This is a genomic window from Gracilibacillus thailandensis, assembly GCF_010994055.1.
Lineage (GTDB): Bacteria > Bacillota > Bacilli > Bacillales > Amphibacillaceae > Gracilibacillus > Gracilibacillus lacisalsi.
This window is the reverse complement of record NZ_WJID01000076.1, coordinates 1-26,050: the sequence shown is the minus strand read 5'-3', so window position 1 is coordinate 26,050 and position 26,050 is coordinate 1. Positions and strand designations below refer to the sequence as shown.

Sequence of the window (26,050 nt, the reverse complement as noted above, 5' to 3'; positions counted from 1 at the left end):
AAAAAGCTATTTTAATAAGAAAAACTTTGACAATACGTTAAAATTATTAGGGGGATATAAATGAAAAAAATATGGCTTTTCTTAGTGGTGGCATTATTAGCTGCAATACTAATGGCTTGTGGAGATTCAGAAGAAGGCTCTACAGACGAAGCAACAGAGACAGATAATGATGTGGAAGCAAATAGTGCGGAGGCAAGTGAAGATACAGAGGAAGAAGCAACACAATCAATCGATACATTGTCCATCGGCTTTGTACCTTCACGTGATCCAGAGGAGATTGTAACAGCAACAGAACCTTTGAAAGATTTATTAAAAGAAGAAATGGCAACTTTAGGTTATGAAATAGGAGAAGTGGATATTTCTGTTGGTACTAATTATGAAGCGGTAGGGGAAACTCTTTCTGCAGGTACAACAGATATTGGTTTTATTCCTGGTGGTACATATGTACTGTATGATGATGGAGCGGAAGTTATTTTGACCGCAACTCGAGCAGGGTTGAATAATGACTCAGATGATGCGAGCGATTGGAACGAAAATAAGCCAACAGAACCGAGTGATGAGCAAGTAACTTACTATCGTGCTTTGATGATTGCTGGTCCTTCTGAAAAAGGTCAGGAATTAGCTGACAAAGTAAACAATGGCGAAGAGCTTACAGCGGAAGATATGGAAAGTGCTAATTGGGCAGTAATGTCATCATCATCTCCAGCAGGTTATATTTATCCATCTTTATGGTTGAAAGATAACTTTGATCTTACAATTGCAGATCTGCCAAATAAAGCAAAAGTAGATTCCTATGGTAGTGCTTTTGCAAGACTAGCTGAAGGACAAATTGATGTAATGGTAACATATGCTGATGCTAGACGAGACAATGAAGAAGCATGGCAATCCGAATTTAATAGAGAAGCAACAATTTGGGATGAAACAAATGTCATTGGTGTAACTTCTGGTATCTACAACGACACAATTAGTGTAAGTAAAAATTCCGACAAAATGAATGACGACTTAAAATCTGCTATTCAACAAGCATTTATGAATATTGCGGAAACAGAAGAAGGAAAAGAAGTGATTTCTATTTACAACCATGAAGGTTATCAAGAAGCACAAGATTCTGACTATGACAAAGAGCGTGAAGCACAAGAAATGGTGCAGTCATTAGATTAATGTTCTACCTTTTTTAAATAATATTGAAGGAAAAATGAGGACATCATTCTTTGGTGTTCTCATTTTTCACAAGGAAGGCGATAGATATGATTGAATTTACGAATGTAGATAAAGTATATCCTAATAAAGTGAAAGCATTAGAAAATATTAATTTAAAAATCGAAAAAGGAGAATTTGTAGCGGTCATCGGTTTATCTGGTGCTGGTAAGTCTACGCTGATTCGATGTATTAATAGAATGCACGATATTACGAGTGGATCTCTTGTCGTGGACGGCACGAACGTCGGGAAATTAAAAGGAAAAGAAATTCGCAATTTCCGCAAGAAGATTGGTATGATCTTTCAATCTTTTAATTTAATTACACGAACTACTGTAATAAAAAATGTATTAGTTTCTTTTGTACCGCAGCTATCTTTTTGGCGAAAACTGACTGGAATATTTAGTAAAGAGCATAAACTACAAGCATTGACTGCCTTAGATCAGGTTGGCATTTTAGAGAAGGCTTATATTCGTGTTGACCAGTTATCAGGGGGACAACAGCAACGTGTGGCATTAGCAAGAACGTTGGCACAAAATCCAACCATCCTGCTTGCTGATGAACCAATTGCATCATTAGATCCGGTTACATCTAAACAAGTAATGGATGATTTCAAGCGTATTAATCAAGAGATGGGCATGACCGTACTATTGAATATTCACCATGTAGAAGTGGCACTCGAATATGCAGATCGAATTATTGGAGTAAGAGAAGGGCAAATTGTTTACGATGGTTCTGCTAATGAGGTAACAGATGAAGTATTAGACTATATTTATAAAGGTAAGGCAGGCGAAGTGAAACAGGAAATGTATAAGGAAGGTGCCTATGTTTGATAAGATTTTTCCACCAAAGCAAGTAGTATTACCTAATGGTAAGACTGTTTCGGAAAAAAGATCACGTACTCCTTTGATTTTTGTTACGGTTCTCATTGCAGTCTATTTATCGATAAGGTTTACTAACTTTGAGTTTAGTGTATTAGTAAAACGAGGTCATGAGTTTTTCGTTATTATAAATGAAATGATTCCTCCTAAGTGGGAATACCTTCCTCATCTATGGCAGCCTTTATTGGATACCATTATGATGTCGATCCTTGGTTCTGTGTTAGGTTCACTTGTTGCTGTGCCTATCGCTTATCTAGCGGCCTCCAATATTATCAAGAACAAGATAATCGTTATGGTTGCACGAATATTTTTAAGTATATTAAGGACAATGCCTACCTTAGTCTCTGCTTTAATTGCAACATTCATTTTCGGTTTAGGAACATTAGCTGGTACGATTGCTATCTTTCTATTTACGTTAGCATATGTAGGGAAGCTATTGTATGAGCAAATTGAGAATGCTAGTATGGGTGCTTTTGAGGCAATGGAATCGATCGGAATTACGAGAATACAAGCGTTTCGTTATGCGATTTTTCCTCAAGTATTGCCTAACTACTTATCCACTTCCTTGTTTTGTTTTGAAGGAAATGTACGTTATGCCGCAATTTTAGGCTATGTTGGTGCTGGCGGAATCGGTTTACTTTTGGATGAGGGTCTAGGCTGGCGCGATTATGCAAGTGTCGGAATGATATTACTGATGCTAGCTATTACGGTGTTTTTGATCGAGACGGTTAGTGAATATTTTAGAAAAAAGTTGATATGAAGGGCTTGACTTATGATGAATGCTATTGAAAAACAATTATTTGCAAAGCCGAGAATGAACAGTTATATCTATGTTATTTCCGCTGTTTTACTAGGTTTAATAATTTGGTCATTATTTGTTATAGATTTTGGAAGTATGGAGGAAAGTGGTTGGGCGATTGCTCAAAATATTCTTTTGGGAATTGTCACGCCAGATTTAGATTTCTTGTTGGATTTTACCACACAGGGTGTTATGTATTTATTAGTGGAAACGATCGCTATAGCTTTTTTAGGAACAATCCTTGGTGCAATGTTAGCAATTCCGTTTGCCTTTTTATCTGCATCCAATGTGGTTCCAAAACCTGTGGCATTTATAACAAGGTTATTATTAATTTTCATTCGTACAGTTCCTTCGTTGGTTTATGGTTTAATGTTTGTTCGGGTAGCAGGACAAGGCCCTTTTACTGGTGTATTGACAATTACGTTAGTTTCCATCGGTATGCTTGCAAAGCTTTTTGTCGATGCAATAGAAGACTTGGATACGAGTATCTTTGAATCGATGACGTCGATAGGTTGTACGACATTTGAGAAAATCAGATTTGGTATCATTCCACAGTTAATCGCAATGTTTTTATCTATAGGGATTTACCGATTTGATATGAACTTGCGGGAAGCATCAATTCTAGGACTTGTTGGTGCAGGTGGTATCGGTGCACCGTTGATTTTTGCGATGAATGCGTACAGATGGAATGAGGTTGGTTCGATATTAATTGGACTTGTCATATTAATTCTGATTGTTGAACTTTGGTCCAACTATATGCGGAACAAATTAGTTCGTGGATAAGAGGTCTAGTAGGGTTTGGATTTTGGTCCAAGCTCTTTTTTTATAAGGAAACCATTAACAAGGTTACCCGCTGCCTAATTTGCAATCACTGACTGTTCAAGATATGATAAAAGAAAAAACGGAACATCTCGATTATTTCAACTCACATCTCCAAAAAATCCCCTAACAATTAGACATCCCTTTTAAAGTTACACAAACAAGTGTAGCTTTATTAATGTATAAAATTGTTATTGAAGAAAGGATTGCAATCCTATACAATTTTAGTACAATCGATATAGGAAAAAAGTTTATCCGTTTTAGCAGGAAATAATACCCTATGCTTTATAATGAAAGGGGTTACAAAAGGTGAAAAAGTTATTGTTTGTTTATATAGTCTTAATTGGATTATTTGTTCTGTACGTATATCAATATCAAACAAATGAAACGACGAATAACGATTGGTCTGAACATGAGTTGAGAGGTACGATTGATGAAACCTATGTGATGGTGACCTTTCAGGCTGGTATTGATTACTGGAAGAGGCCATTAAAGGGTTTTGAGGATGCAGCAGAGGCTCTTAATGTATCTGTTGAATATCGTGGAGCGACACAATATGATGTGAATGAAGAAATTACGGTGTTAGAACAAGTTATTGCCAAAAATCCTTCGGGTATTGCCATTTCTACGATGGATCCCGAAGCATTAAACCCTGTCATTAACAAAGCGGTAGACTCTGGAATCCCTGTTGTCATGTTTGATGCAGATGCACCAGATAGTCAGGCATATGCTTTCTTAGGAACGAATAACCATTATGCTGGTGTTACAGCAGCACACAAAATGGCTGAATTATTAAACCAATCTGGTGAAGTTGGTGTAGTGACACATCCCAATCAACTAAACCATCTGGAACGGACACAAGGTTTTCGAGAGACAATTAAGAATGAATACCCAGATATGACAGTGGTTGAAGTAAAAAATGGTCGTGGGGACCAGATGATCTCGAAAGAAGTTTCAGAAGAACTAATGAGGGAACATCCGGATATTAAAGGCATTTTTGCTTCAGAGGCTAATGGTGGTGTTGGAGTAGGTAAAGCAGTATTAGACCAACAAAGAAAAGGTGACCTCCATATTATAAGCTTTGATACAGACAAAGGTACACTGGATATGATTGAAGAAGGGGTAATTTCTGCAACGTTGGCGCAAGGTACGTGGGAAATGGGATATTGGTCTCTGCAGTTTCTCTTTCACCTTCAACATGGTTTAGCAGGTGATTTAAATGGAGAAACGAATCTGCCCCGTTATGTTGATACAGGCATAACAGTTGTAACAAAAGAAAATGTTAGTGATTACTATCCTGTTGATTAAAGAATGGATGGATGCTCCGTGAAGCGCTGGATACAGATTAATAATATTCCAATTCGCTATAAACTAATATCACACTTTTTATTAATTAGTATATTGCCGATTTTCTGTTTAGCTTTGTTAATTAGTTGGACGGTTGAGCGTGTAATGGAAGAACAAGTTAATGCCAATACAATGCAACTAATTGGTAAAGTAAACGAATCTTTCGAGTTTTATATCAGTAATCTACAAAGCTATACTTATATGATTGCGAATAATGAAGATGTAGGGAAATTTCTAGGTCAAGGTGAAGATGCGGCTTTTTCTGATAATAAATATGATATACAACGGTACTTGCGAAACTTTACAACTGTATCATCAGAGGTTGCAGGAATAATGGTAGTAAACAATAAAGGTGAATATGTTAGTAACGAATTATACGCTCCATCTACTATAGATTTAACGGAAACTACTTGGTATCAAGAAGCTGTTAACAATAATGGTATCTTTAAGATTATTGGTCGACCAGATGGCAGAAGATTAACTTCTATCGTAGATTATACGAATGATGATGTAATAACGGTTGTAAGAGCAGTAATAGATCCATTTACTGAGCATGTTCGTGGTGTAGTATTAATAGACTTAAAGCGAAGAGCCATTGCAGAAACAGTAAAAGATGTTACGTTAGGGAAAAGCGGATATTTAATGGTGATTGATGATAAAGGTCAAAATATTTACCAGCCTAACCAACCAATTGTGAGTCAAATACCTTTTAAATGGGTTAGTGAACAGCAATCAGGGGATTTCTCTAAAACGATCAAAGGAGAGAAGATTCAATTTATTTATCAGCGTTCTCCTTTTGCCAATTGGGTTACGGTTGGTGTATTCCCCACGGAAGAAACCATCTTTGGATTGCGTGAAATTAATTTTTATCTAGTAATGTTTATTTTTATCATTATGTTTTTCGGTATTCCGGTATCTTATTTTCTGTCACATTCAATCTCGAAACCAATTGTACAGCTCGTATCTTTTATGAAGAAGGCAGAAGATGGAGATTTGAAGGTGAGGTATAAAGAGAAAAGGTTTGATGAGATTGGTCTATTAGGCAGAAGTTTTAATAAAATGCTAACGAAGCTTAATGGTTTAATGCATCTGACAGAAAGACAGGAAAGGCAAAAGAGAGATGCAGAGTTTCGTAGTTTACAAGCGAATATCAATCCGCATTTTCTCTATAACACACTGGATACTATTCAATGGATGGCAAGAAAACAAAAGGCAGATGATGTAGCAGAGGTAGTAGAGTCACTAGCTAAGCTATTTCGAATCGGTTTGAGTAAGGGTCGCGATATTATTACATTGGCTGAAGAAATCGATCATATCAAAAGCTATTTAAAAATACAAAAAACAAGATATCGAGAAAAGTTAAATTATGATATTAAAGTAGAGGAATCTATAAAAAATAAAGCAATATTAAAATTTATTCTGCAACCAATTATTGAAAATGCAATCTATCACGGAATTAAAGAACGACGAGGAGCGGGACATATCAATATTGAAGCCAAATCTTCGGATGAAAATTTACTTATTAAGGTTAGTGACGATGGAAAAGGAATGACCCCAAAACAATTGAGCGATCTGAGAGAAGCGTTGGCTGAATCGATAACCCAAACTGAAAATACAGAAGAGACAAGGAATAAAAAAGGATACGGCATGCTGAATGTGCAAGCAAGAATTCAATTAACACACGGCCCTAATTACGGTCTGACAATAGATAGTCAAGAAGATGTCGGAACAACTATTACGATCTTATTGCCAACTATGAACAATAGTGTTGAGGAGAGGGAGAAGTGATCAAGATGGAATATTGGAAAGTGTTAATAGCGGATGATGAATTTATCATCCGTGATGGAATAATGTCTTCCGTTAATTGGAGCGATTTTAACATGGAAGTTGTAGCAGAAGCAGAAGATGGCGAAGAGGCAGTCGACTTAGCTATCCGACATGAAATTGATGTGTTATTAATCGATTTGAATATGCCAATCATGAATGGCATTACGGCAATGAAGAAAATTAAAAATCAATTACATGATTGTCGGATGGTAGTGATTTCTGGATATGATGATTTTCAATATGCTCAAGAAGCGATTCGTCTGCAAGTAGAGGATTATTTATTGAAGCCGGTAAATCCTAATCAATTAACTGGTATTCTAGGAGAGGTACAACAACAATTAGATCAACAAAGGCAAGAAGAAAATTATTTACAGCAGGCTTCTACACAAGTGAAAAAGAATCATAAGCAGTTAAGAAACCGCTTTTTTCTAGATTGGATGACAGAAAACTTAGGGGAAGAAGAAGTGAAAAACCAATTGCAATTTTTAGAACTCCCTCGATCAGCCCCTCAATCATTGATTGTTATGAAATGGCTTGATGGTGAAGTTGAGCATCACTTTTTTAGTGAACAGGAGCGAAAGCAACAATTAAAGGCAATAGAAGAGCTATTGGAACAGGACATGAAGGAGTATGGACATGCCATCTTTTTAGAAGATACTCATTGGATTTCTATTCTTATTTGGGAACAAACACCAGCAGACTTAGTGTTACATCTAGAAGAGTTCATAAAAAAGGAACTTGCGCAACATGTTTATGCGAAACAAATAGATGTGCAATATTCAAATATTCCTTCTAAGTATGCGGAAGTTAAGCAAGAATTAAATAAATATATGCAATTTTCCCCACTGGTTAAACAATCGATCCAATATATTCGCCAACACTATCGTGACTCACACTTAACATTAGAGAGTATTGCTGAATCGCTTCATGTTTCAACGGTTTACCTTAGTAAAATGATTAAACAAGATTTAGGGGTATCCTACGTAAAATTAGTAACGCAAATACGTCTACAAGCAGCAAAAAATTTATTGAAAACAACAGATCTCAGCATCCGAGAAATTGCCGAACAAGTAGGGTATGATTCACAACACTATTTCAGCACTGCATTTAGAAAATCGATTGGTATGACACCAAAGCAGTACAAGCATCAATTGTAACGGAGGGTAATGGCTGCCTCAAAGTTTAACTTTGAGTGCAGCCATTACCCCAAAGTTGCAAGAAGCCCCCATAATAAGAGGAATTAGCTCTCATATTACATGCACATTAAATTTTTATAAAAACTGTTTAAAATTATGTAAAGGCTTACAAGTTAGTTTGTGATACATTTGTAACCAAGTAAGAAAAAAACACATATTTGAAAGGGGTTACAATTATGAAGAAGTTTAGTTTCTTAGCAATTTTCTTTAGTCTTATCTTATTTTTAGCTGCTTGTGGTAGCGATGATACTTCAGGTGGAAATTCAGATGATGGTGGAGAGTCTGCAGATGGTGGTTTAATTGGTGTAGCAATGCCGACAAAATCCTCTCAACGTTGGGTTGATGATGGGAATAACATGGTAGAGCAATTGGAAGCGCTAGGTTATGAAACAGATCTACAATATGCAGAAGACGATGTAGACAAACAAATCGAACAAATTGAAAATATGATCGTAAAAGGTGCAGAAGCACTTGTTATTGCATCAATTGATGGTACTGCACTTACGAATGTATTAGAAAAAGCTAATGACCAAGGTATTCAAGTGGTGTCTTATGACCGTTTGATTATGGAATCGCCACACGTAACATACTATGCAACATTTGATAACTTTCAAGTAGGTGTATTACAAGCCTCATACATCGAAGAAGCACTTGATTTAGAAAACGAAGAAGGACCATTCAATATTGAATTATTCGGTGGTTCCCCAGATGATAATAATGCTTACTTCTTCTGGGATGGTGCAATGAGTGTACTTCAACCATATATTGATGAGGGTAAATTAGTTATCCAAAGTGAACAAACAGAATTTGAACAAGCAGCAACTATGCGTTGGGATGGTAACACTGCGAAATCCCGTATGGAGAATATCCTTAGCAGTTCTTATTCAGGAGATGAAACAGTAGATGCAGTATTATCTCCTTACGATGGTATTAGCCGTGGCGTTATCCAAGCACTTAAAGGTGTTGGTTACGGTTCTGATGACCTTCCGTTACCAGTTATTACTGGTCAAGATGCAGAATTAGCTTCAATTAAATCAATCATTGCTGGTGAGCAGACACAAACTGTATTTAAAGATACGCGTGATTTAGCTGCCGTAGCAGTTGATATGACAGAGGCTATTCTAAACGGAGAAGAAGCAGAAGTGAATGACACAGAAACTTATGATAATAACGAAAAAGTCGTTCCTACGTATCTTGTAGAGCCTGTCTCTGTAGATATTGATAATTATCAGGAAGTTGTCATTGATAGTGGCTACTATTCTGAAGACGAGTTAGAATAAGCCAGATCATAAAGAAATGAATTAGTGGTGGTCTGAGGTCACCACTAATTCAATGTTATAGAGCTATTGAAGGTGGTGGAGCTAATGTCTGATTATATACTGGAAATGCGTGAAATTACGAAAACATTCCCCGGTGTAAAAGCTTTAGATAATGTTAATTTGCAAGTGGAACAGGGAGAAATACATGCATTAGTCGGTGAGAATGGCGCTGGGAAATCTACATTAATGAAAGTTCTTAGTGGTGTTTATCCATATGGAACCTATGATGGATCTATTTATTTTGAAGGACAGGAATGCCAATTTAAAAATATTAAGCAAAGTGAGAATTTAGGGATTGTTATTATCCACCAAGAATTAGCGTTAAGTCCTTATCTATCTATTGCTGAAAATATTTTCCTTGGTAATGAACGTCAATCTAACAAAATTATGAAATGGCAAGATACGTTCTCAGAGTCTAAAAAATTATTAGAACGCGTTGGGCTGAAAGATTCTCCAGAAACACCTGTCATGGATATCGGTGTAGGGAAGCAACAACTGGTGGAAATTGCTAAGGCTTTATCGAAAAACGTGAAACTGCTAATCCTAGATGAGCCTACCGCAGCGTTGAATGAAACAGATAGTGAGAATTTACTGAAATTACTATTAGAGTTAAAACAGCAAGGAGTATCCTCGATATTAATCTCTCATAAATTAAATGAAGTATCCTATGTATCTGATTCTATTACGGTATTACGTGATGGGAAAACAATTGAAACATTAGATGCAAAGGAAGAAGAGATATCAGAAGAAAGAATAATCAAGGGTATGGTTGGTCGGGAGTTAACAAGTAGGTTCCCTGTACGTCATCCTAATATTGGTAAGACTATTTTTGAAGTAAAGAATTGGAACGTATATCATCCACAACAACAAGATCGCAAAATCATCGATAACGTCAGTTTTCATGTAAAAAAAGGTGAAATTGTAGGTATTGCCGGATTAATGGGAGCTGGTCGAACAGAGCTGGCAATGAGTATTTTTGGAAAATCATATGGTAAGAAAATCAGTGGTGAATTATATAAGGATGGAAAACAAATTGAAGCCAATACCGTAAGTAAAGCGATCGAAAAGGGTATTGCCTATGTTTCAGAAGATCGCAAGACATATGGCTTGAATTTAATTGATGATATAAAACGTAATATTACATTATCCAATTTACAGAGAATCTCCAAATCAAGTGTGATCGATGAAAATAAAGAAGTCATCGAATCGCAATCCTTAAGAGAGCGATTAAACATTAAGACTCCGACACTTGAACAACTGGCAGGTAATTTGAGTGGGGGTAACCAGCAAAAAGTAGTCCTCAGTAAATGGATCTTTACAGAACCCGATATTCTGATTTTGGATGAACCAACACGAGGTATTGATGTTGGTGCAAAATTTGAAATCTATACTCAGATTAACGAGTTAGCCCAGCAAGGCTTAGCAGTTATTGTTATTTCTTCGGAATTGCCAGAGGTACTAGGGCTATCTGACAGAATTTATGTAATGAATGAAGGGCGCTTGACAGGTGAATTGAATAAAAACAAAGCAGACCAAGAGAGTGTCATGCGTTATATGACTGGAACAGGGGGGACTCGCAATGCAGACGTTAATTAATTTATTTAAAAATAATCTAAGAGAATACGGAATGATTATAGCACTTGTATTAATCACGGGACTATTTTGGTTTTTAACAGATGGGGTTAATTTTACACCCTTAAACTTAACCAATTTAATTTTACAAAATGGCTTTATTCTTGTATTAGCTGTTGGGATGGTTCTAGTAATTATTACTGGTAACATTGATCTATCAGTAGGTTCAGTTGTTGCGTTTATCGGAGCCATTGCTGGTGTACTTATCATTAATATGAATGTTCCAGTTTGGCTTGCAGTAATTATTGCAATTATAGCAGGAGCTTTGATTGGTGTATGGCAAGGTTTTTGGATCTCATATGTTGGGATACCATCCTTTATTGTAACTTTGGCAGGAATGCTCGTATTTAGAGGTCTAACATTATGGTTATTAGATGGGCAATCTTTAGCACCGTTTCCTGACTCGTTTCAAAGTATAAGTAGTGGATTTATTCCTGATTTATTTGGTGGAGCGAATCTACACATTTTCACCATTGTATTGTCCGTAATTTTATCGCTAGTATTGGTCTACTTAGAATTTAATAAAAGAAGAACGCAATTGCAATACAATTTCGAAGTTGCCCCTTTATGGACCACTATTGTAAAATTGGCATTATTATTACTTGCAATTAATTGGTTTGCCTATCAATTAGCACAAAATAAAGGGATCCCAACGGTACTTGTCATTGTAATTGTTCTTATTGTACTTTATACCTTTATTATGAAGAACACTGTAATGGGTCGTCACATTTATGCTACTGGTGGTAATAAAAAGGCAGCAGACTTATCCGGGATAAAAACAAAACGAGTTGTATTTTGGGTATTTGTAAACAATGGTGTACTTGCTGCTTTAGCAGGTTTAATGTTTGCCGCTCGACTAAATTCAGCAACCCCGGCAGCTGGTAACATGCTCGAACTTGATGCGATTGCAGCGGTATTTATCGGTGGTGCATCCATGGCCGGTGGTGTTGGTACTGTAATTGGTGCGATCGTCGGTGGCCTTGTAATGGGTGTAATGAACAACGGTATGTCACTAATCGGTATTGGTATCGACTGGCAACAATTTATTAAAGGTTTAGTATTATTAATTGCAGTCGGTTTTGATGTGTATAATAAAAATAAAAGTTAAGAGTAATGAATAAAATGCTCGCCTTAAAGGGTGGGCATTTTTATTATGTCAATTAATCAAAAATGTAAGCTTTTTATAACAAACTGGTTTAGAAATGTAACCTGTTTATTGGTAGAATAGAGACAATCCATCAGTCAAAAAGAATTGATTGAATGGATTGTTTTTTTATAAGTAAAGAAAGTGTGGGTATCACAATATTTATAAGCAAGTATGATAGAAAAAGGTGATTCAACACGTATATTTTAAGAAGCAAGAATAGCTATACAGATGGAGTTGCCATTTTGAAAGCTAGCTAGTGTAAGTCAACCCGCTACGGCTGACCGTTTCGCTTTCCAAGGGGCATGCTCTTCAGCTAACTTTTGCAGGAGTATATACTCCTGCAAAAGTGGATCTTCAGATCATGCTAATCCCTTAGGAGTCGAAACGGTCGGCCTTCGCTATATTTTTTCTACAACGAATAATAGAAAAAGCATATTGGGTTTATAACCTCTATTAGTGATTTCCTATGCCATACCTTGCACTTTCACAGGGATAACAACTCAAGCTGCCTGGTTTGACAAATGTTGTAGCGCATGTATAAACGTAGGCCGCCCACTTCAACTCCTGTGGAAATTGTTTGACCTGAAGATCCACTTTTTTAGCGGTTTATGCTCAAAAAAGTTAGCTGAAGGGCAAACCCCACGGAAAGAGAAGTGGGCAGCCGGAGTGGTGGTCAACAAGCAGTCAATATAATTCACAATGGCTACTAAAATAATCGCAGATCCACTTAGCATTTAGTGATAAGGACTGAGCGGATTTTGCCCAGTTTTTCATTAGAACAAACAAAAGCCACATAACCTAAACAATTTATAGATTTTGCCTTCTGATAAGAATTGAATAGTTATTGTGGAAATGGCTAATTGTTTATTTTATGGGATTCACGATATGATTTTATTGAAGAAAAGAAAGGGGGGAGTGCATGGATGGACATATAAAAAATGAACAAGTAATAACACAGAGAGCCGGATTTTGGTATCGCTTACTTCAAAATGGTTTTATCAAAAATGTACGAAGACATTGGATGTTATACCTGATGATTTTGCCGGGGATTATTTATTACATTGTCTTTAAGTATATTCCACTTATGGGTAGTGTAATAGCCTTTCAAGATTTTCAAATTTTTAAAGGCATTTTTGCAAGCCCCTGGGTTGGTCTGGAGAACTTCAAGACTTTGCTACACTATCAAGATTTTCATGAAGTATTAAGAAATACAGCATTAATAGCTTTGTATCAATTGATATTTCAGTTTCCAGCACCGATTATTTTAGCATTATTATTTAATGAAATAAGGGTATTAATTGTTAAGAAGACAGTGCAAAGTTTATTCTATCTGCCACACTTCTTATCATGGGTTGTAGTCGGTGGAATTGTCTTTGAGTTATTAGCAAATCAGGGGATAGTTAATGCGATTAGAGAGATTTTAGGATTTGAACCAATTCTGTTCATGCAAGAAGAAGCATATTTTAGAACGATCGTTATTATTTCAGGGATTTGGAAGGAAGTTGGTTGGGGGACCATTATTTACTTGGCTGCAATAACGGCGATTAATCCAAGCCTTTATGAAGCAGCGGTAATCGATGGGGCCAGTAGATTTAAACAAACTATTTACATTACACTCCCTTTACTGTTACCTACTATTTCTGTTTTGTTTTTATTAAATATCGGTAACTTCTTGGAGTTAGGTTTTGACCAAATCTTTAACTTGTTAACGCCAATGACTTATTCTGTGGGAGATATTATTGAAACTTATGTATATCGAGCAGGGGTTCTCCAAGGGCAATATAGCTTAACAACGGCAATTGGTCTGTTTCAGTCTGTCATAGGTTTTGCTCTGTTGTGGATATTCAATAGGCTTGCAAGAAAATCAGAACAGGGGTTGTGGTAAATGAAACAATCTGTTGGAGAAAGATTATTTCAACTATTTAATTATACGTTATTAATCGTATTAGCGTCGACGATGATTGCTCCATTGTTGCAATTACTGGCAGTTTCATTTAGTTCGCCGATTGCTGCCGATTCAAAACAAGTTTTCTTAATACCTGTTGATTTTACATTGGCGACATGGGAACATATTCTCCAAAATGAAGTGCTATGGAGAGCTTTTGGTGTAACAGTATTTATTACGATAGTCGGGACTTTTCTAAGTATGCTGTTCACAGTTTTGACAGCGTTTCCATTATCGCGCAAAGACTTTCTTCTACGTAAACCGATTATGTTAATGATGGTCATTACGATGATTTTTAATGCACCGATGATTCCTTTCTTTTTAACCGTAAGAGAGGTAGGGCTGATGGATTCGATCTGGGCTTTAATTATTCCAGGATTAATAAGCACATTTAATATGGTTATTGTGCGAACGTTCTTTTTGGGGATTCCTTCAGATCTTGATGATGCGGCCAGAATTGACGGTTGTAATGAATTTCGTTTATTGTTTCAGATTTATTTGCAGTTATCAAAACCTGTGCTAGCTACCATTAGTCTTTTCTATGCTGTAGGTTACTGGAACACCTTTAAGACAGCGGTGCTATTTTTGCGGGATCCGACTCTTTGGCCTTTACAAATGCGTTTACGGGCATTTTTTACATCGGAAGAAGAGCTTGCAGCAGTGGATTTAATAATGGGTGACTTTGATTTCAACACAACCACCTTAAAAGCTGCCACCATTATTTTTGCTACGGTTCCAATTGTGTTAGTTTATCCATATTTACAAAAGTACTTTGTGAAAGGAGCAGTACTAGGTTCTTTAAAAGAATAGTTAATTAAAAATGGGGAGGTAAGACAGGATGAGAAAACGTTTTTATCATTCTTTATTATTTTCTGTAGGGTTGTTGATTATGGTTTTGGTAACAGCATGTTCCAATAGTGAAGATACAGCTAGCCAAGATGAAGAAAATGATGAATTAGAAACAGAGGAAAGGGAGGAAACTGCCACTGTAAGTGTGTTTAAAAGTCATTTGGGCAAAGGTACGATCCCTGACAGTGATGATCCGCATGTGAAATATATTAAAGAAAAAACAGGCGTGGAGTATGAGTTGCAATCGACACCACCAGGTTCAGAACCAGCTGAGTATATTAATCTCATGATTGCTTCAGAGGATTTTCCTGATATTTTGAGACCGATTGGAGGAGTGGAACAAACCCTGATCGACCAAGGAGGCGCTTTGCCATTAGATGACTTGCTACCGGAATATGCACCAAATGTATGGGAAAGAATCCCTGAGGAAGCATGGAATATTGTTAGGTCTGCATCTCCAGACGGAAAAATATATTATGTCCCTAAAGTGTATTTAATCCCTGAGCGTGCAGCTTTATTGAGACAGGATTGGCTAGATAAAGTTGGTATGGATATGCCTGAAACACTAGACGAGTATAAAGAGATGTTAATAGCATTCCGTGATCAGGATCCAAATGGAAATGGTGAGCAGGATGAGCTGCCTACAACTGGTAGGGAGTTTGGCAGATGGATGGATCATTTATTCGCTATGTTTGGTGTAGCAATGTGGGAAGGTTACCCGGAATGGGATATTTATGAGGGTGAAATTAATTATGCGGGTACTTCAGAGAATATGAAAGCAGCTATTGCATTTATTAGAGAGCTTTATGAAGAAGAATTATTAGATAATGAGACGTTTTTAAACAAGGGAGATGTTTGGACAGCCAAAATTAATAATAATTTAGTCGGTAGCTGGTATCACCTCCCAGCCAATTTGCATGAGCGATACTTGGCAATGAAAGAAGGGGCACCAGATGCCTATGTCGTAGGAATGCCTCTTCCTGAAGTAGATGGTTTTGACGGCTATATTACACAAAAAAGCATGGGTGAACCAGAGTGGATGATCCCTTTAGCGTCAGAAGATAACGCTGCTAATGCATTGAAATTATTGGATTTTTTCTATGATCCTGAAAATGCAGATTTCGTTCAATATGGTATTGAGGGAGTCCAACATGAAGTAGTAGATGGAGAAAAGGAATTATTGCCTTCATCAGACGATAAGCCGATTGCCTTAGGAATGCTTAATTTAACAACAGAAGAATCAATGGACATTAGAATTGATAACTCATTCCCTGAAGATGAGCAGCAAATGGTAAGGGATATTTTTGAAGTAAGTAAAGCAGATGCAAGGAGAATTGCTGGGGATGGATTACCGAGTACGGTTTATGATGGCTATCCAGATATTCAGTCCCATAAGTTATTCCAAGAATATTTAACTAAAATTGTAATAGGGGAATGGTCAATCGACAAGTTTGATGAATTTGTCGAAAAATGGAAACAATCCGGAGGTGAGGAAGTAACACAGCGCGTTCAGGAATGGTACGAAACAGCTAAATAAAATGAGCTACTCCTCCTCTTCTAGCTGGGGGGGAGTAGAGTTATGTTTATGATAGAAGTTTCATATAATGAAGAGAAAAAGCTCAGACATAGAAAGCGGGTGGGTTCATGTCAAAGTTTCTTCCTGTTAAGATACAGAGGATACTTCGAAGAAATCTTTCTAATACTCAAGTAAGGTTGCTACTTATCTTAATGGTACCTATTATTTTTATTATACTAACAGTAGGATTTTCTTCTTATCATACTTCCAAAGAAATATTACAACAGGAACTAAATGAACCACAGCACCAAATGTTAAAAATAAACATGAATTATATTGATGAATATTTAATCGAATCTGATCAAATCGCTGTTAAATTAGCATTAGATAATAATGTATATCGTTTTTTGATGAATCAATCACAAAACTCCTATGAAAATATTAAGGAGGTTTATGATAAGCTAGCTACCATTACCAAAAACTCTTCATTTATTCAAAGTATTTATATTTATAATGTGAACAGTGATAGCTTTGTTGCCATCCCGCAAGGCTTCAGCTCTAGCAGTTCGACTTTTAACGATGCAGAGTGGACTAGTGTGGTGGATGAATTTAATGCAGATACAGCTAGAATTGTTAAATATCGTAATTTGCCAGAAGGCGCGAAGTATAAAGGGTCCAACATTTCCTTATTTCGTAAAATAAATTTGCAGGGGGAAACAATGGGAATTGTTGCGATTAACCTTAATCAGTCGGAATTATTTTCGAGATTAAGGTCATCTAATGAGCCACCATCTAACAGCATGCAATATATTTTAGATCAAAATAATAAGATTCTACATACAACGAAAAATCATACGTTTGATATAGAAACTGTATCGTATGTTAATGAAGAAATAAGCAATGGAAATTTAAATGACATCACGTATAATGATAAAATACTACTTGCTAATCAAATGGAATCAGAATTCACCGGATGGAAATATGTGTCGGTTGTCTCGCAGGAGAGTATACTGGCTAAGTCAAAAACAGTGCGTGATGTGGTATTTATCGTATCTTTAATTGCACTTGTCATTGGCGGAATCGCTATATTCTTTATCAATTCTGTTGAATTAAAACCTATAAGACGAATGAAAGAACTGTTTTCAGTTGATGATGACCCGCTCTATAGACGAGACTTACTACATTTAGAAGATATCATAGATGACTTGGTTAGTGATCATGCACAATTATCCCAATTGATTAAAAAAGTGAAGTACGAAGCGAAATCAAAATTTTTATATGACATATATATTGGTAGATTAACGAACAGAGCCGAGCAGAAAGATAAGTGGCAAGCTTATTTTAAAGAATGGCAAGAAGATAATATTCAATTATTAGTCGTATCGATCGATAATTATCCTGCTTGGAAAGACAGTGTAGCTGGTAATTATCGTTCTGTGGTCAAGTCAGGGATGGCAAATATTCTTACGGAAGTATTATCGACTCATTTTGCCGTAGAGGCAGTGGATATTGGCAATGATAAGATGATTATCATTATCCAGCATTTAGAGGGAAAAGTCGATGTTTTAAACCATTTAAAGATAGCGCTTACACACGTAAAAAACATCTTAGGATTTTCTGTTTCTGTAGGGCTCAATCAGACAGGTGTCTCATTTCAAGAGCTAAAAAGTGCCATGAATGAAGCGGAGGAGGCACTGCAATACCGTCTGTTTGATGGGTATGGAAACATTTATACAAAAGTGGATCACAGCCAAGAAGATAAAGAAACAAATATAGAAAAAATTGACCATCTAGTGAAATCCATTACACTTGAAAACCCAATGCAATCGATTGATGACGTGACTACATTATCTCAGTTATTTCATGAAAGTAACATTAGTCCAGAGCTAGCCTTTTATTTTATTGAACAAGTAAGAAAAGTTATTTTTACCGAAAACAAAGATATTTCACATGCTACTTTTCGTACTGCAGAGGAAATTCGTACGATGAATCTAGAAGATGTTGCTAACTTATTTAAGGAACGAATATCAGAAAGAATTGAAAATATTCAAAAACTAAATGATTCGAAAAGATATGTGATGTGTCGAAAAATGATTCAGTATATGAATGTACATTTAGGCGAACCAATTGGTATTCCAGAGATTGCTGAATCTGTTGGTGTCAGTGTAAGTCTTGCTAGTCAATGGTTTAAAGAGGAGATGGATGATACGATATATGGCTACTTTACTAAACTAAGAATGGAGCGTGCGCAGGAGTTATTAATTAAAACAGATAAGAAAATAGCGGATATAGCGTTAGAGGTAGGCTATCAGCATGAAAATAGCTTCATAAGAAAGTTCCGTGAATACAAGGAAATGACTCCAGGGAAGTATAGAAAGTTAAACGCAGAATGACTAGCATAATAAAAGGAGGTAACAAATAATATGAACAGAAAAACGGTAGTTCAAAAACATAATCCAAGAATTCATCAAATTGAACCTTTATCACCATTATCGCTTGGAAATAGCGAGTTTGGTTTTAGTGTCGATTTTACGGGTTTGCAAACTTTCCCCCAATTATATGAAACACCTTTAGGAACCCAGTCGAATTGGGGATGGCATTATAGTAGAGGGAAAGATTTATATAATGAGAGGGATATCGAATACCAACTGTTTAAGCATTACGATCGAGAAGTTCCTTATCCAATGAAGCCAGGCAATCAAGAAGAGGTTTATCATTGGTTAAGGCAAAATCCTCATCGAGTTCAATTAGCGCAAATTTCATTTCGATTTCTTGATGGAAATCAAAATGAAGTAGGCATAGACGCTATTACGGAAATTAACCAAGAATTAGATCTTTGGTCAGGAGTTATAACTAGTCGATATCTCGTCAATGATCAAGAGGTGTTAGTCAAGACGGTTTGCGATCCTAAGACTGATTCAATCGGTGTTCATATCACATCATCTTTAATCGCAGCTGGAAAACTACAAATCATTCAGTCATTTCCATCGCCAGATATAAGCGATAATAGTTGGGCAAAAGCAACTAACTTGAGTTGGGATCACCCTGACAGGCACCAAACTTTGGAAGTAGATAATAACGATCATGCCGTACATTTGAAACGAGTAATGGATGAGGATAGTTATTATGTGAGATGGGAGACAAATGGTGCGAGTTTTTCACAGCTACGTACACATCAATTTCAACTAGTTCCACCTAGTAATCAAGAGCAATATAGCTTTGTTGTAACGTTTTACCCGAATGAAGCGATCGAAGTGAATGAAGCAACAGAAATGATGAAGGCTTCTGAACAATATTGGGAAGCTTTTTGGGAACAAGGCGCATTTGTTAGTTTCGAGGGAAGCACTGATGCTAGAGCAGATGAATTAGAGCGCAGGGTTATTTTATCTCAGTACTTAACTGCTATTCACAGTAGTGGAGCGATACCTCCACAAGAAACAGGTCTGATGTATAATAGTTGGTTTGGTAAAGCCCATTTAGAAATGCATTGGTGGCACAGTGCACATTTTCCGTTGTGGGGAAGAGCAGATAAATTAACTAAAAGTCTACAATGGTATGAAACTATTTTACCTATTGCTCAAAAAATAGCCCATCAACAAGGGTATCAAGGTGCGAGATGGCCCAAGATGGTAGGGATAGATGGTAAGCAAAGCCCCTCGCCGGTAGCACCTGGACTGATTTGGCAACAGCCACACCCGATCATGTTAGCCGAATTAATCTACCGTGGTGATAACGCCATAGCAGTACTAAATCAATATAAAGAGATAGTTTATGCTTCCGCGGATTTCATGGCTGACTTTGCCAGTTGGAATGATAAAGAAGAAGTGTATGTTTTAGGGCCACCTTTAATTCCGGCACAAGAATGTCACCGAATGGAGGAATCTAAAAATCCTCCTTATGAACTTGAATATTGGAAATATGGTCTGGAAACGGCATTGAAATGGGCAAAAAGATTAGGGGATCCCCCAAATGAGAAATGGCAGCATGTTGTAGATCATTTAAAACAACCTCGAGACAAAGATGGTGTATATTTAGCACATGAAAATTGTGACCATACCTTTATGGAGAAAAATCACGATCATCCTTCAATGGTGGCAGCGTTCGGTATTTTACCAGGAACGCTGATAGACAACGATATAATGAAAAATACTTTATTAAAGGTGAAAGACGAGTGGCAATGGGATACTGCCTGGGGATGGGATTTTCCAATGTGTGCAATGACTGCTGCGCGGTTAGGTGAAGCAGAACTTGCTATCGACTTTTTATTAATGGATGCTGTGAAAAATACACATTTACCTAATGGACATAATTATCAACGACCAGGGCTGTCAGCATACTTGCCTGGTAATGGTGGCTTGTTAACTGCTATTGCAATGATGATAGCCGGTTGGGACGATCATAATGGGGAAAGCTATCCGGGATTTCCTAAAGACGGTAAGTGGACCGTTCAAGCAGAAGGTTTTCAAACCTACATTTAAGTATTGGTCAAAGGGGGCAATAAATTGTTTGATAATGTGTCTGATCGAAACAAGCTTGTCTTACAATACCCTGCTTCATGGTGGAGAAACATGTGGCGTGAGGCTTTACCAGCTGGGAACGGTGAACTAGGAGCAGCAGTATATGGGGCGATCAAGAAGGAGACCATCTTAATTAATCATTCTCAATTATGGCATATGGGTGTGAAAGGAGAGTTACCTGACATTAGTCACACTTTAACAGAGACACGAGCTTTGATGAAGGATGGAGAATATCAAGAAGCGAATTGGCACTTAACAAATGAAGTGAAAAAACAAGGTTATCACTCCAAGTTAGCATGTCCATTGCCCCTTGTAGATTTGCAACTGGAGATGCCGTGTGACCAAGGATTTAGCCGCTATAAGAGAGGCATTAACATGGAAACTGGTGAAGTCCGTGTTACATGGTCTGAACATGATACAACATTTACGAGGGATTTGTTTGTTTCCCGTGCTGATAATTTGATCGTTTATCGAGTTAGCTCCAATAAAGCTAATGCTGTTGATGCCGCGTTAAACTTTGACTTACATCCAACTAATTCACCAAATAGGAAGAAAAGATACCAAGAATTAGCAGATACAGTGGAATGGAATACGGAGGACAATTATCTATTCTATAAAGCTACGAATGAGGATGATACAGACTTTGGGGCAGTTGCTAGAGTAATTGCAGAGGACGGGGAAGTGATCACAGATCAACAGAAATTATGCTGTGTAAATGTTAGTAGTTTATTAATTCTTGTAAAAGTGTTTGTTCAATCAAGTAGTTCATTGCAATGGCCAGTATTAAAAGAAGAGCTCGCTAATGTGACAGCCACATATCAGCAATTATTAGACAATCATGTGCAAGTTTATCAGCCACTATATTTTTCCTCCAAGTTACAACTAACAGATGACCAAGAGGAATGGTCAAATGAAGTGTTACTTTTAGACGCTTATAGTAGTGGGGAAGCTAAAGTGAGACTCTATGAAAAATTATGGTCATTTGGTCGATATTTATTTATTTCAGGTACTAAAATAGGTGGTCAACCGTTTTCGATGTATGGGTTGTGGCATGGTGATTACCATTTAATGTGGAGTCATCGGATGGCTAATGAGAACATTCAAATGATGTACTGGCATACTTCAGTAGGTGGTTTAGCAGAATTCAGTCTTACGTTAATGGAGTATTATCAGTCTTTGATGGCTGATTTTCGCGATAATGCAAGAAAGTTATTTGGTTGTCGAGGGATCTATATACCTGCAGGGACAACACCAGGTATTGGGAAACCAAATCAATTAGTACCTGTTATTATGAATTGGACTGCTGCAGCTGGATGGTTAGCCCAGCATTTTTATCAATATTATCAATTTACAGGAGATCATGAATATTTGAAGCAACATGCTTTACCTTTTATGAAAGAAGTGGCGGATTTCTATCAAGATTTTTTAGAAATTGGCGAGGATGGTTATTATCTGTATTATCCTTCTGTATCACCAGAGAATACACCGGTAAATTTCATGCCTAAAAGTAGTGAGCCAGTTGCCCATCCAATGCCAACAGCGATAAATGCTACGATGGATTTTGCTGTGATGAAGGAATTACTGACCAATTTAATAGAAGGTAGTTCAATTGTTTCGATCTACCAACAGGAACGACCTATTTGGGAGAAAATGCTTGAACTAATTCCGCCCTATCGAATAAATAAAGATGGCGCCATTAAGGAATGGCTGAGCGATCCATTTGAAGATAATAATGAACATCGGCATCTCTCCCATATTTATCCGATTTTCCCTGGTCAAGAATTAATCAAAGAGAAAGGAGAACCGCTATTTGAGCCATTTCGAAAAGCGGTACAACAAAGAAAATTAGGAGCACAAACAAGCTGGTCCTTTGCTCATATGGCAAGTATTTATGCGAGGTTACAAGATGCCGCTAAAGCAAGTACTTGTCTCGAAAATCTTTCAAGGTCTTGTTTGTTAAATAACTTTTATACAGTGCATAATGATTGGCGTAATATGGGGCTGACAATGGAAATCGACAATGCACCAGTGCAAATGGACGCTAATTTAGGTATCGTAAACGCTATTCAGGAAATGTTGATTTATGTGTCACCAACACTGGTGAAGCTTTTGCCAGCTTTACCTGACGATTGGAAATCAGGGCAAGTTGATACATTTCACTTTTGTACGGGTACGATAAGCTTTCGTTGGGATTTATTAAAAGGTACATTTTCTACCGTCTTAAAAGCAGAGCGTGAAACAATTATTACATTAGGATTACCTTCTTATCTAAAATACGAATGGGAAGGAGACGGGAAAGTCTCACCATCTAAGTTAGGAGAATCCTATTATCAGATACAATTGTCGGCACAACAAAGTTTGCGTTTCTTTTCTCAATAGAAAGGTGATGAACATGCAAAGTTCAGGGATAATGGGTAGATTTTATGTGATTGCTGATTGGGTTTATAAATTTTCGTTTGCTAATATTATTTGGTCGGTGTGTAATATACCGATGTTCTTTATTGTGTTGAATTTGTTAATGGCAGATGAGATAGGGGTGATCGTAGTATTATTTGGGTTACTAATAATGTTATCACCTTTTGTGTTCTTTCCAACTACTATGGCATTATTTTCAATTGTACACCAATTTATTCAAAAGGAAGATGTTAAGCTCTTTGCTGATTTCTGGCAATATACCAGGCTCCATTATAAGAAAGGCATGAAAATAGGCGTGATATCTACCATTTTTTGGACTGTTTTATTAATTGACTTTTTCTACGTAATGGGGACAGGAAACATCACCTTCACTTATGTATTTATTGTTCTTGGTTTTTTCGCGCTTATTTATAATTTACATCTTCTCTCAGGCGCGGTAACGATCGATAGCAAAGTGCGCCAGTTATTAAAACAAGTGGGAATTATCATGTTTGGCCATCCGCTATTGTCGATGTCACTAGGGATGCTTAGTTTAACCTTTGTGTATGTGATGACACAATGGCTACCCTTTCTCATCCCATTCTTTTCTGGTTCTATATTGGTATTTTTAGCATTGCTTGTTTTCATAAAAATTCATACAAGTTCGATTAAACTAGAAAAGCACTGATCATAGATCAGTGCTTTTTTGCTAATCGTTGCTTTTCTTTTAATAATTGTTGGAATTCTTTTTCAAGTGCTTCTGATGGTTCGATACTTAATCTGCTTAAAACATCTGTTATTTTTGTTTCGATGATTAGTAATTGTTCATCATGTTTTTTAACAGGTGTCTGTTCCCGGTTTTTAAACTGCTGGTAGTTTCCGTCAAAGTAGGTAACCTGTTGTTCTTCGATGGTGACCAATTTTGTTGCTATTTTTTCAACAAACCGTCGATCATGAGAAACGAAAATGACGGTCCCCTCATATTCTGTAAGCAATTTTTCCAATGCCTCCATTGCTTCTAAATCGAGAAAGTTGGTAGGTTCGTCTAAGATCAATGTATTGCTGTTGCTAAGGAACAGTTTTGCAAGTGTTACTTTAACGCGTTCGCCGCCACTTAATACAGCAACTTTCTTATGAACCTGATCACGATAAAAATGGAGTCTAGCAAGTACTGTTCGGATTAATGTTTCATGGTGAATCGAACCTTCTTGTGCATTTTCAAGAATCGAACGGTCGGGATCTAAAATCGATAAGTCTTGTTTAAAATAAGCTATTTTACAGGCAGAAGAAAGGTGAACACCTTCTTCACCATGAAGTATTTTCCTAATTAAAGTTGTTTTACCACTTCCGTTTGCTCCAATAATAGCGAGTTTATCTCCGCCTTTAATCAGGAAATTGGCTTGTTTCCATAGCAGTTGATTGCCTACTTTACCATTTAGATTCTCCACCCGAATAAGTACCTTGCCAGCCAATTTTTCTTGATTTGGTAAATCCATTTTAATCGGTGTTTCTTCGAAAGGTTTTTCTACTTTTTCAAGCTTCTCCAGTCGGGTTTCAATCGATTTGGCAGTTTGTTGGAGTTTCTTTTGTTTTTTGGCAAAATAAGGTTTTGCCCCTGTTATTTTTGCTTCAGACGCACTTGTGTTTTTCGGTTTCTTAGTAGCTCTTTCCGCTTTTTCTGATTTTAGTGTTAAAGCTCTTTCTAGTTGTTGCTTTTTGGCTTGATATTTTTCATATTTCTGTTGATGCTGACGTAGGCCCTGTTCTTTTTGATCTTTGAATTGTTGGTAATTACCTTGATATTCATTTAACTTCCCCTGATCGATTTCCCATATTTTCGTACAAGTTGCGTCTAAAAATGCACGGTCGTGTGAGACGATAACATAAGCCCCTTGCCAATGTTTTAACGTATTTTCTACCCATTCGATATGGTTCGTGTCTAAGTGGGTAGTTGGTTCATCGGCTAATAGGATACTACTTTGATTGGAAAAAGCTCTTTGAATATAGCCTTGGGTAATTTCGCCACCACTTTTATAACCATCAGCTTCTTTTAATTGAGGCAGAAGATGAACTGTTCCATAGTGTGTTATAGTTCCATGCTCAGATGTTAATTTTCCAGCTAGTGTGTGCAATAAGGTTGTTTTGCCAGTCCCATTTTTCCCAACGAGCCCAATTCGGTCGCCTTCAAATATTTCCAATATGTCAATCTCTAATAGCGTTCTTTCTTCTACAGTGATAATAAGATTCTTGGCTTGTAGTAACATAACATTCGCTCCATTCCGATTCGGAGACAAGAAAAAGCCTCCTTATTCACATTCAGAATAGGAGGCAATACCGTATGAAAGGCAAATATCTATAAGGATATGGATGGAAGTATCCTTATATCTGAGCCGGTCAATGAGTATCAATCCTATCCTGAATATTCTGCATAAAGACATACGTATCCCATCTGTGGAATGACGTTCTTTATGAAAATATTATGAGAGAATAGGATTATAAATTCATTGGCCCAAGGTTCACCCTTTCGCATTTAGTTAACCAAAGTTTACAAAAATAGGGGGGAGAAGTCAATAGATAAAAGTTACGATGAAACCTTTTAATAATTAAAAGCGACTAATAGTAAAAGAAAGGAGCATTCCTGTTATGAAGAAATTTGAGGTTTGAA

Annotated in this window: 18 protein-coding genes; 17 read left to right on the top strand and 1 reads right to left on the bottom strand. The window is 36.8% G+C overall.

All coding sequences use genetic code 11. The annotated features are described in order from the left end of the window. Positions 1 to 60 precede the first annotated feature (60 nt). The 17 genes from GH715_RS18530 (at position 61) to GH715_RS18450 (ending at position 24,073) form a co-directional block, all read left to right on the top strand. A complete protein-coding gene (locus tag GH715_RS18530) occupies positions 61 to 1,161 on the top strand; it encodes a PhnD/SsuA/transferrin family substrate-binding protein (protein WP_153836693.1) in 1,101 nt (366 codons plus the stop codon). A gap of 86 nt (positions 1,162 to 1,247) precedes the next feature. Then, positions 1,248 to 2,030: a phosphonate ABC transporter ATP-binding protein gene (gene phnC / locus GH715_RS18525; RefSeq protein WP_153836692.1), complete on the top strand. Its 783-nt coding sequence runs from the start codon at positions 1,248 to 1,250 to the stop codon at positions 2,028 to 2,030. Next, on the top strand, positions 2,023 to 2,838 hold the full coding sequence (phnE, locus tag GH715_RS18520; protein ID WP_153836691.1) for a phosphonate ABC transporter, permease protein PhnE: 816 nt from the start codon (positions 2,023 to 2,025) through the stop codon (positions 2,836 to 2,838). The genes phnC and phnE (GH715_RS18520) overlap by 8 nt, the downstream gene beginning before the upstream one ends. A gap of 15 nt (positions 2,839 to 2,853) precedes the next feature. Beyond that, positions 2,854 to 3,660 (top strand): phosphonate ABC transporter, permease protein PhnE, encoded by an 807-nt coding sequence (gene phnE / locus GH715_RS18515; protein WP_163578761.1) that lies wholly within the window; start codon positions 2,854 to 2,856, stop codon positions 3,658 to 3,660. Between the two features lie 345 nt (positions 3,661 to 4,005). Next, a complete protein-coding gene (locus GH715_RS18510) occupies positions 4,006 to 5,004 on the top strand; it encodes a substrate-binding domain-containing protein (RefSeq protein WP_163578758.1) in 999 nt (332 codons plus the stop codon). Between the two features lie 18 nt (positions 5,005 to 5,022). Further along, a complete protein-coding gene (locus GH715_RS18505; RefSeq protein ID WP_163578757.1) occupies positions 5,023 to 6,831 on the top strand; it encodes a cache domain-containing sensor histidine kinase in 1,809 nt (602 codons plus the stop codon). Positions 6,832 to 6,836: 5 nt separating this feature from the next. Continuing rightward, entirely contained in the window at positions 6,837 to 8,027 is a 1,191-nt protein-coding gene (locus GH715_RS18500; RefSeq protein ID WP_153836688.1) for a response regulator, read from the top strand. 215 nt (positions 8,028 to 8,242) lie between these two features. After that, on the top strand, positions 8,243 to 9,346 hold the full coding sequence (gene chvE / locus GH715_RS18495; RefSeq protein WP_153836687.1) for a multiple monosaccharide ABC transporter substrate-binding protein: 1,104 nt from the start codon (positions 8,243 to 8,245) through the stop codon (positions 9,344 to 9,346). A gap of 84 nt (positions 9,347 to 9,430) precedes the next feature. Continuing rightward, complete coding sequence (gene mmsA, locus GH715_RS18490; protein ID WP_153836686.1) at positions 9,431 to 10,981, top strand: multiple monosaccharide ABC transporter ATP-binding protein; 1,551 nt, start codon at positions 9,431 to 9,433, stop codon at positions 10,979 to 10,981. Next, entirely contained in the window at positions 10,965 to 12,125 is a 1,161-nt protein-coding gene (mmsB, locus tag GH715_RS18485; RefSeq protein ID WP_153836685.1) for a multiple monosaccharide ABC transporter permease, read from the top strand. The genes mmsA and mmsB overlap by 17 nt, the downstream gene beginning before the upstream one ends. A gap of 958 nt (positions 12,126 to 13,083) precedes the next feature. Further along, the gene (locus GH715_RS18480) at positions 13,084 to 14,049 is read left to right on the top strand and encodes an ABC transporter permease (RefSeq protein ID WP_153836684.1); all 966 of its coding nucleotides are present in this window, start codon (positions 13,084 to 13,086) and stop codon (positions 14,047 to 14,049) included. Then, positions 14,050 to 14,919 carry a carbohydrate ABC transporter permease gene (locus GH715_RS18475; RefSeq protein ID WP_018932158.1) on the top strand — a complete coding sequence of 290 codons (870 nt, stop codon included), beginning with the start codon at positions 14,050 to 14,052 and terminating at the stop codon, positions 14,917 to 14,919. It begins immediately after the preceding gene. A 28-nt stretch (positions 14,920 to 14,947) separates the two neighbouring features. Then, the gene (locus GH715_RS18470) at positions 14,948 to 16,495 is read left to right on the top strand and encodes an extracellular solute-binding protein (protein ID WP_153836683.1); all 1,548 of its coding nucleotides are present in this window, start codon (positions 14,948 to 14,950) and stop codon (positions 16,493 to 16,495) included. A gap of 107 nt (positions 16,496 to 16,602) precedes the next feature. Further along, positions 16,603 to 18,867 carry an AraC family transcriptional regulator gene (locus GH715_RS18465; protein WP_153836682.1) on the top strand — a complete coding sequence of 755 codons (2,265 nt, stop codon included), beginning with the start codon at positions 16,603 to 16,605 and terminating at the stop codon, positions 18,865 to 18,867. A gap of 30 nt (positions 18,868 to 18,897) precedes the next feature. After that, on the top strand, positions 18,898 to 20,952 hold the full coding sequence (locus tag GH715_RS18460) for a glycoside hydrolase family 65 (protein ID WP_153836681.1): 2,055 nt from the start codon (positions 18,898 to 18,900) through the stop codon (positions 20,950 to 20,952). Between the two features lie 24 nt (positions 20,953 to 20,976). Next, positions 20,977 to 23,370 carry a glycosyl hydrolase family 95 catalytic domain-containing protein gene (locus tag GH715_RS18455; protein ID WP_153836680.1) on the top strand — a complete coding sequence of 798 codons (2,394 nt, stop codon included), beginning with the start codon at positions 20,977 to 20,979 and terminating at the stop codon, positions 23,368 to 23,370. 31 nt (positions 23,371 to 23,401) lie between these two features. Continuing rightward, positions 23,402 to 24,073 (top strand): DUF624 domain-containing protein, encoded by a 672-nt coding sequence (locus GH715_RS18450; RefSeq protein ID WP_163578755.1) that lies wholly within the window; start codon positions 23,402 to 23,404, stop codon positions 24,071 to 24,073. Between the two features lie 7 nt (positions 24,074 to 24,080). Here the strand turns inward: GH715_RS18450 and GH715_RS18445 are convergent, their stop codons facing one another. Then, a complete protein-coding gene (locus GH715_RS18445) occupies positions 24,081 to 25,649 on the bottom strand; it encodes a Vga family ABC-F type ribosomal protection protein (protein WP_153836694.1) in 1,569 nt (522 codons plus the stop codon). Positions 25,650 to 26,050: the final 401 nt, after the last annotated feature.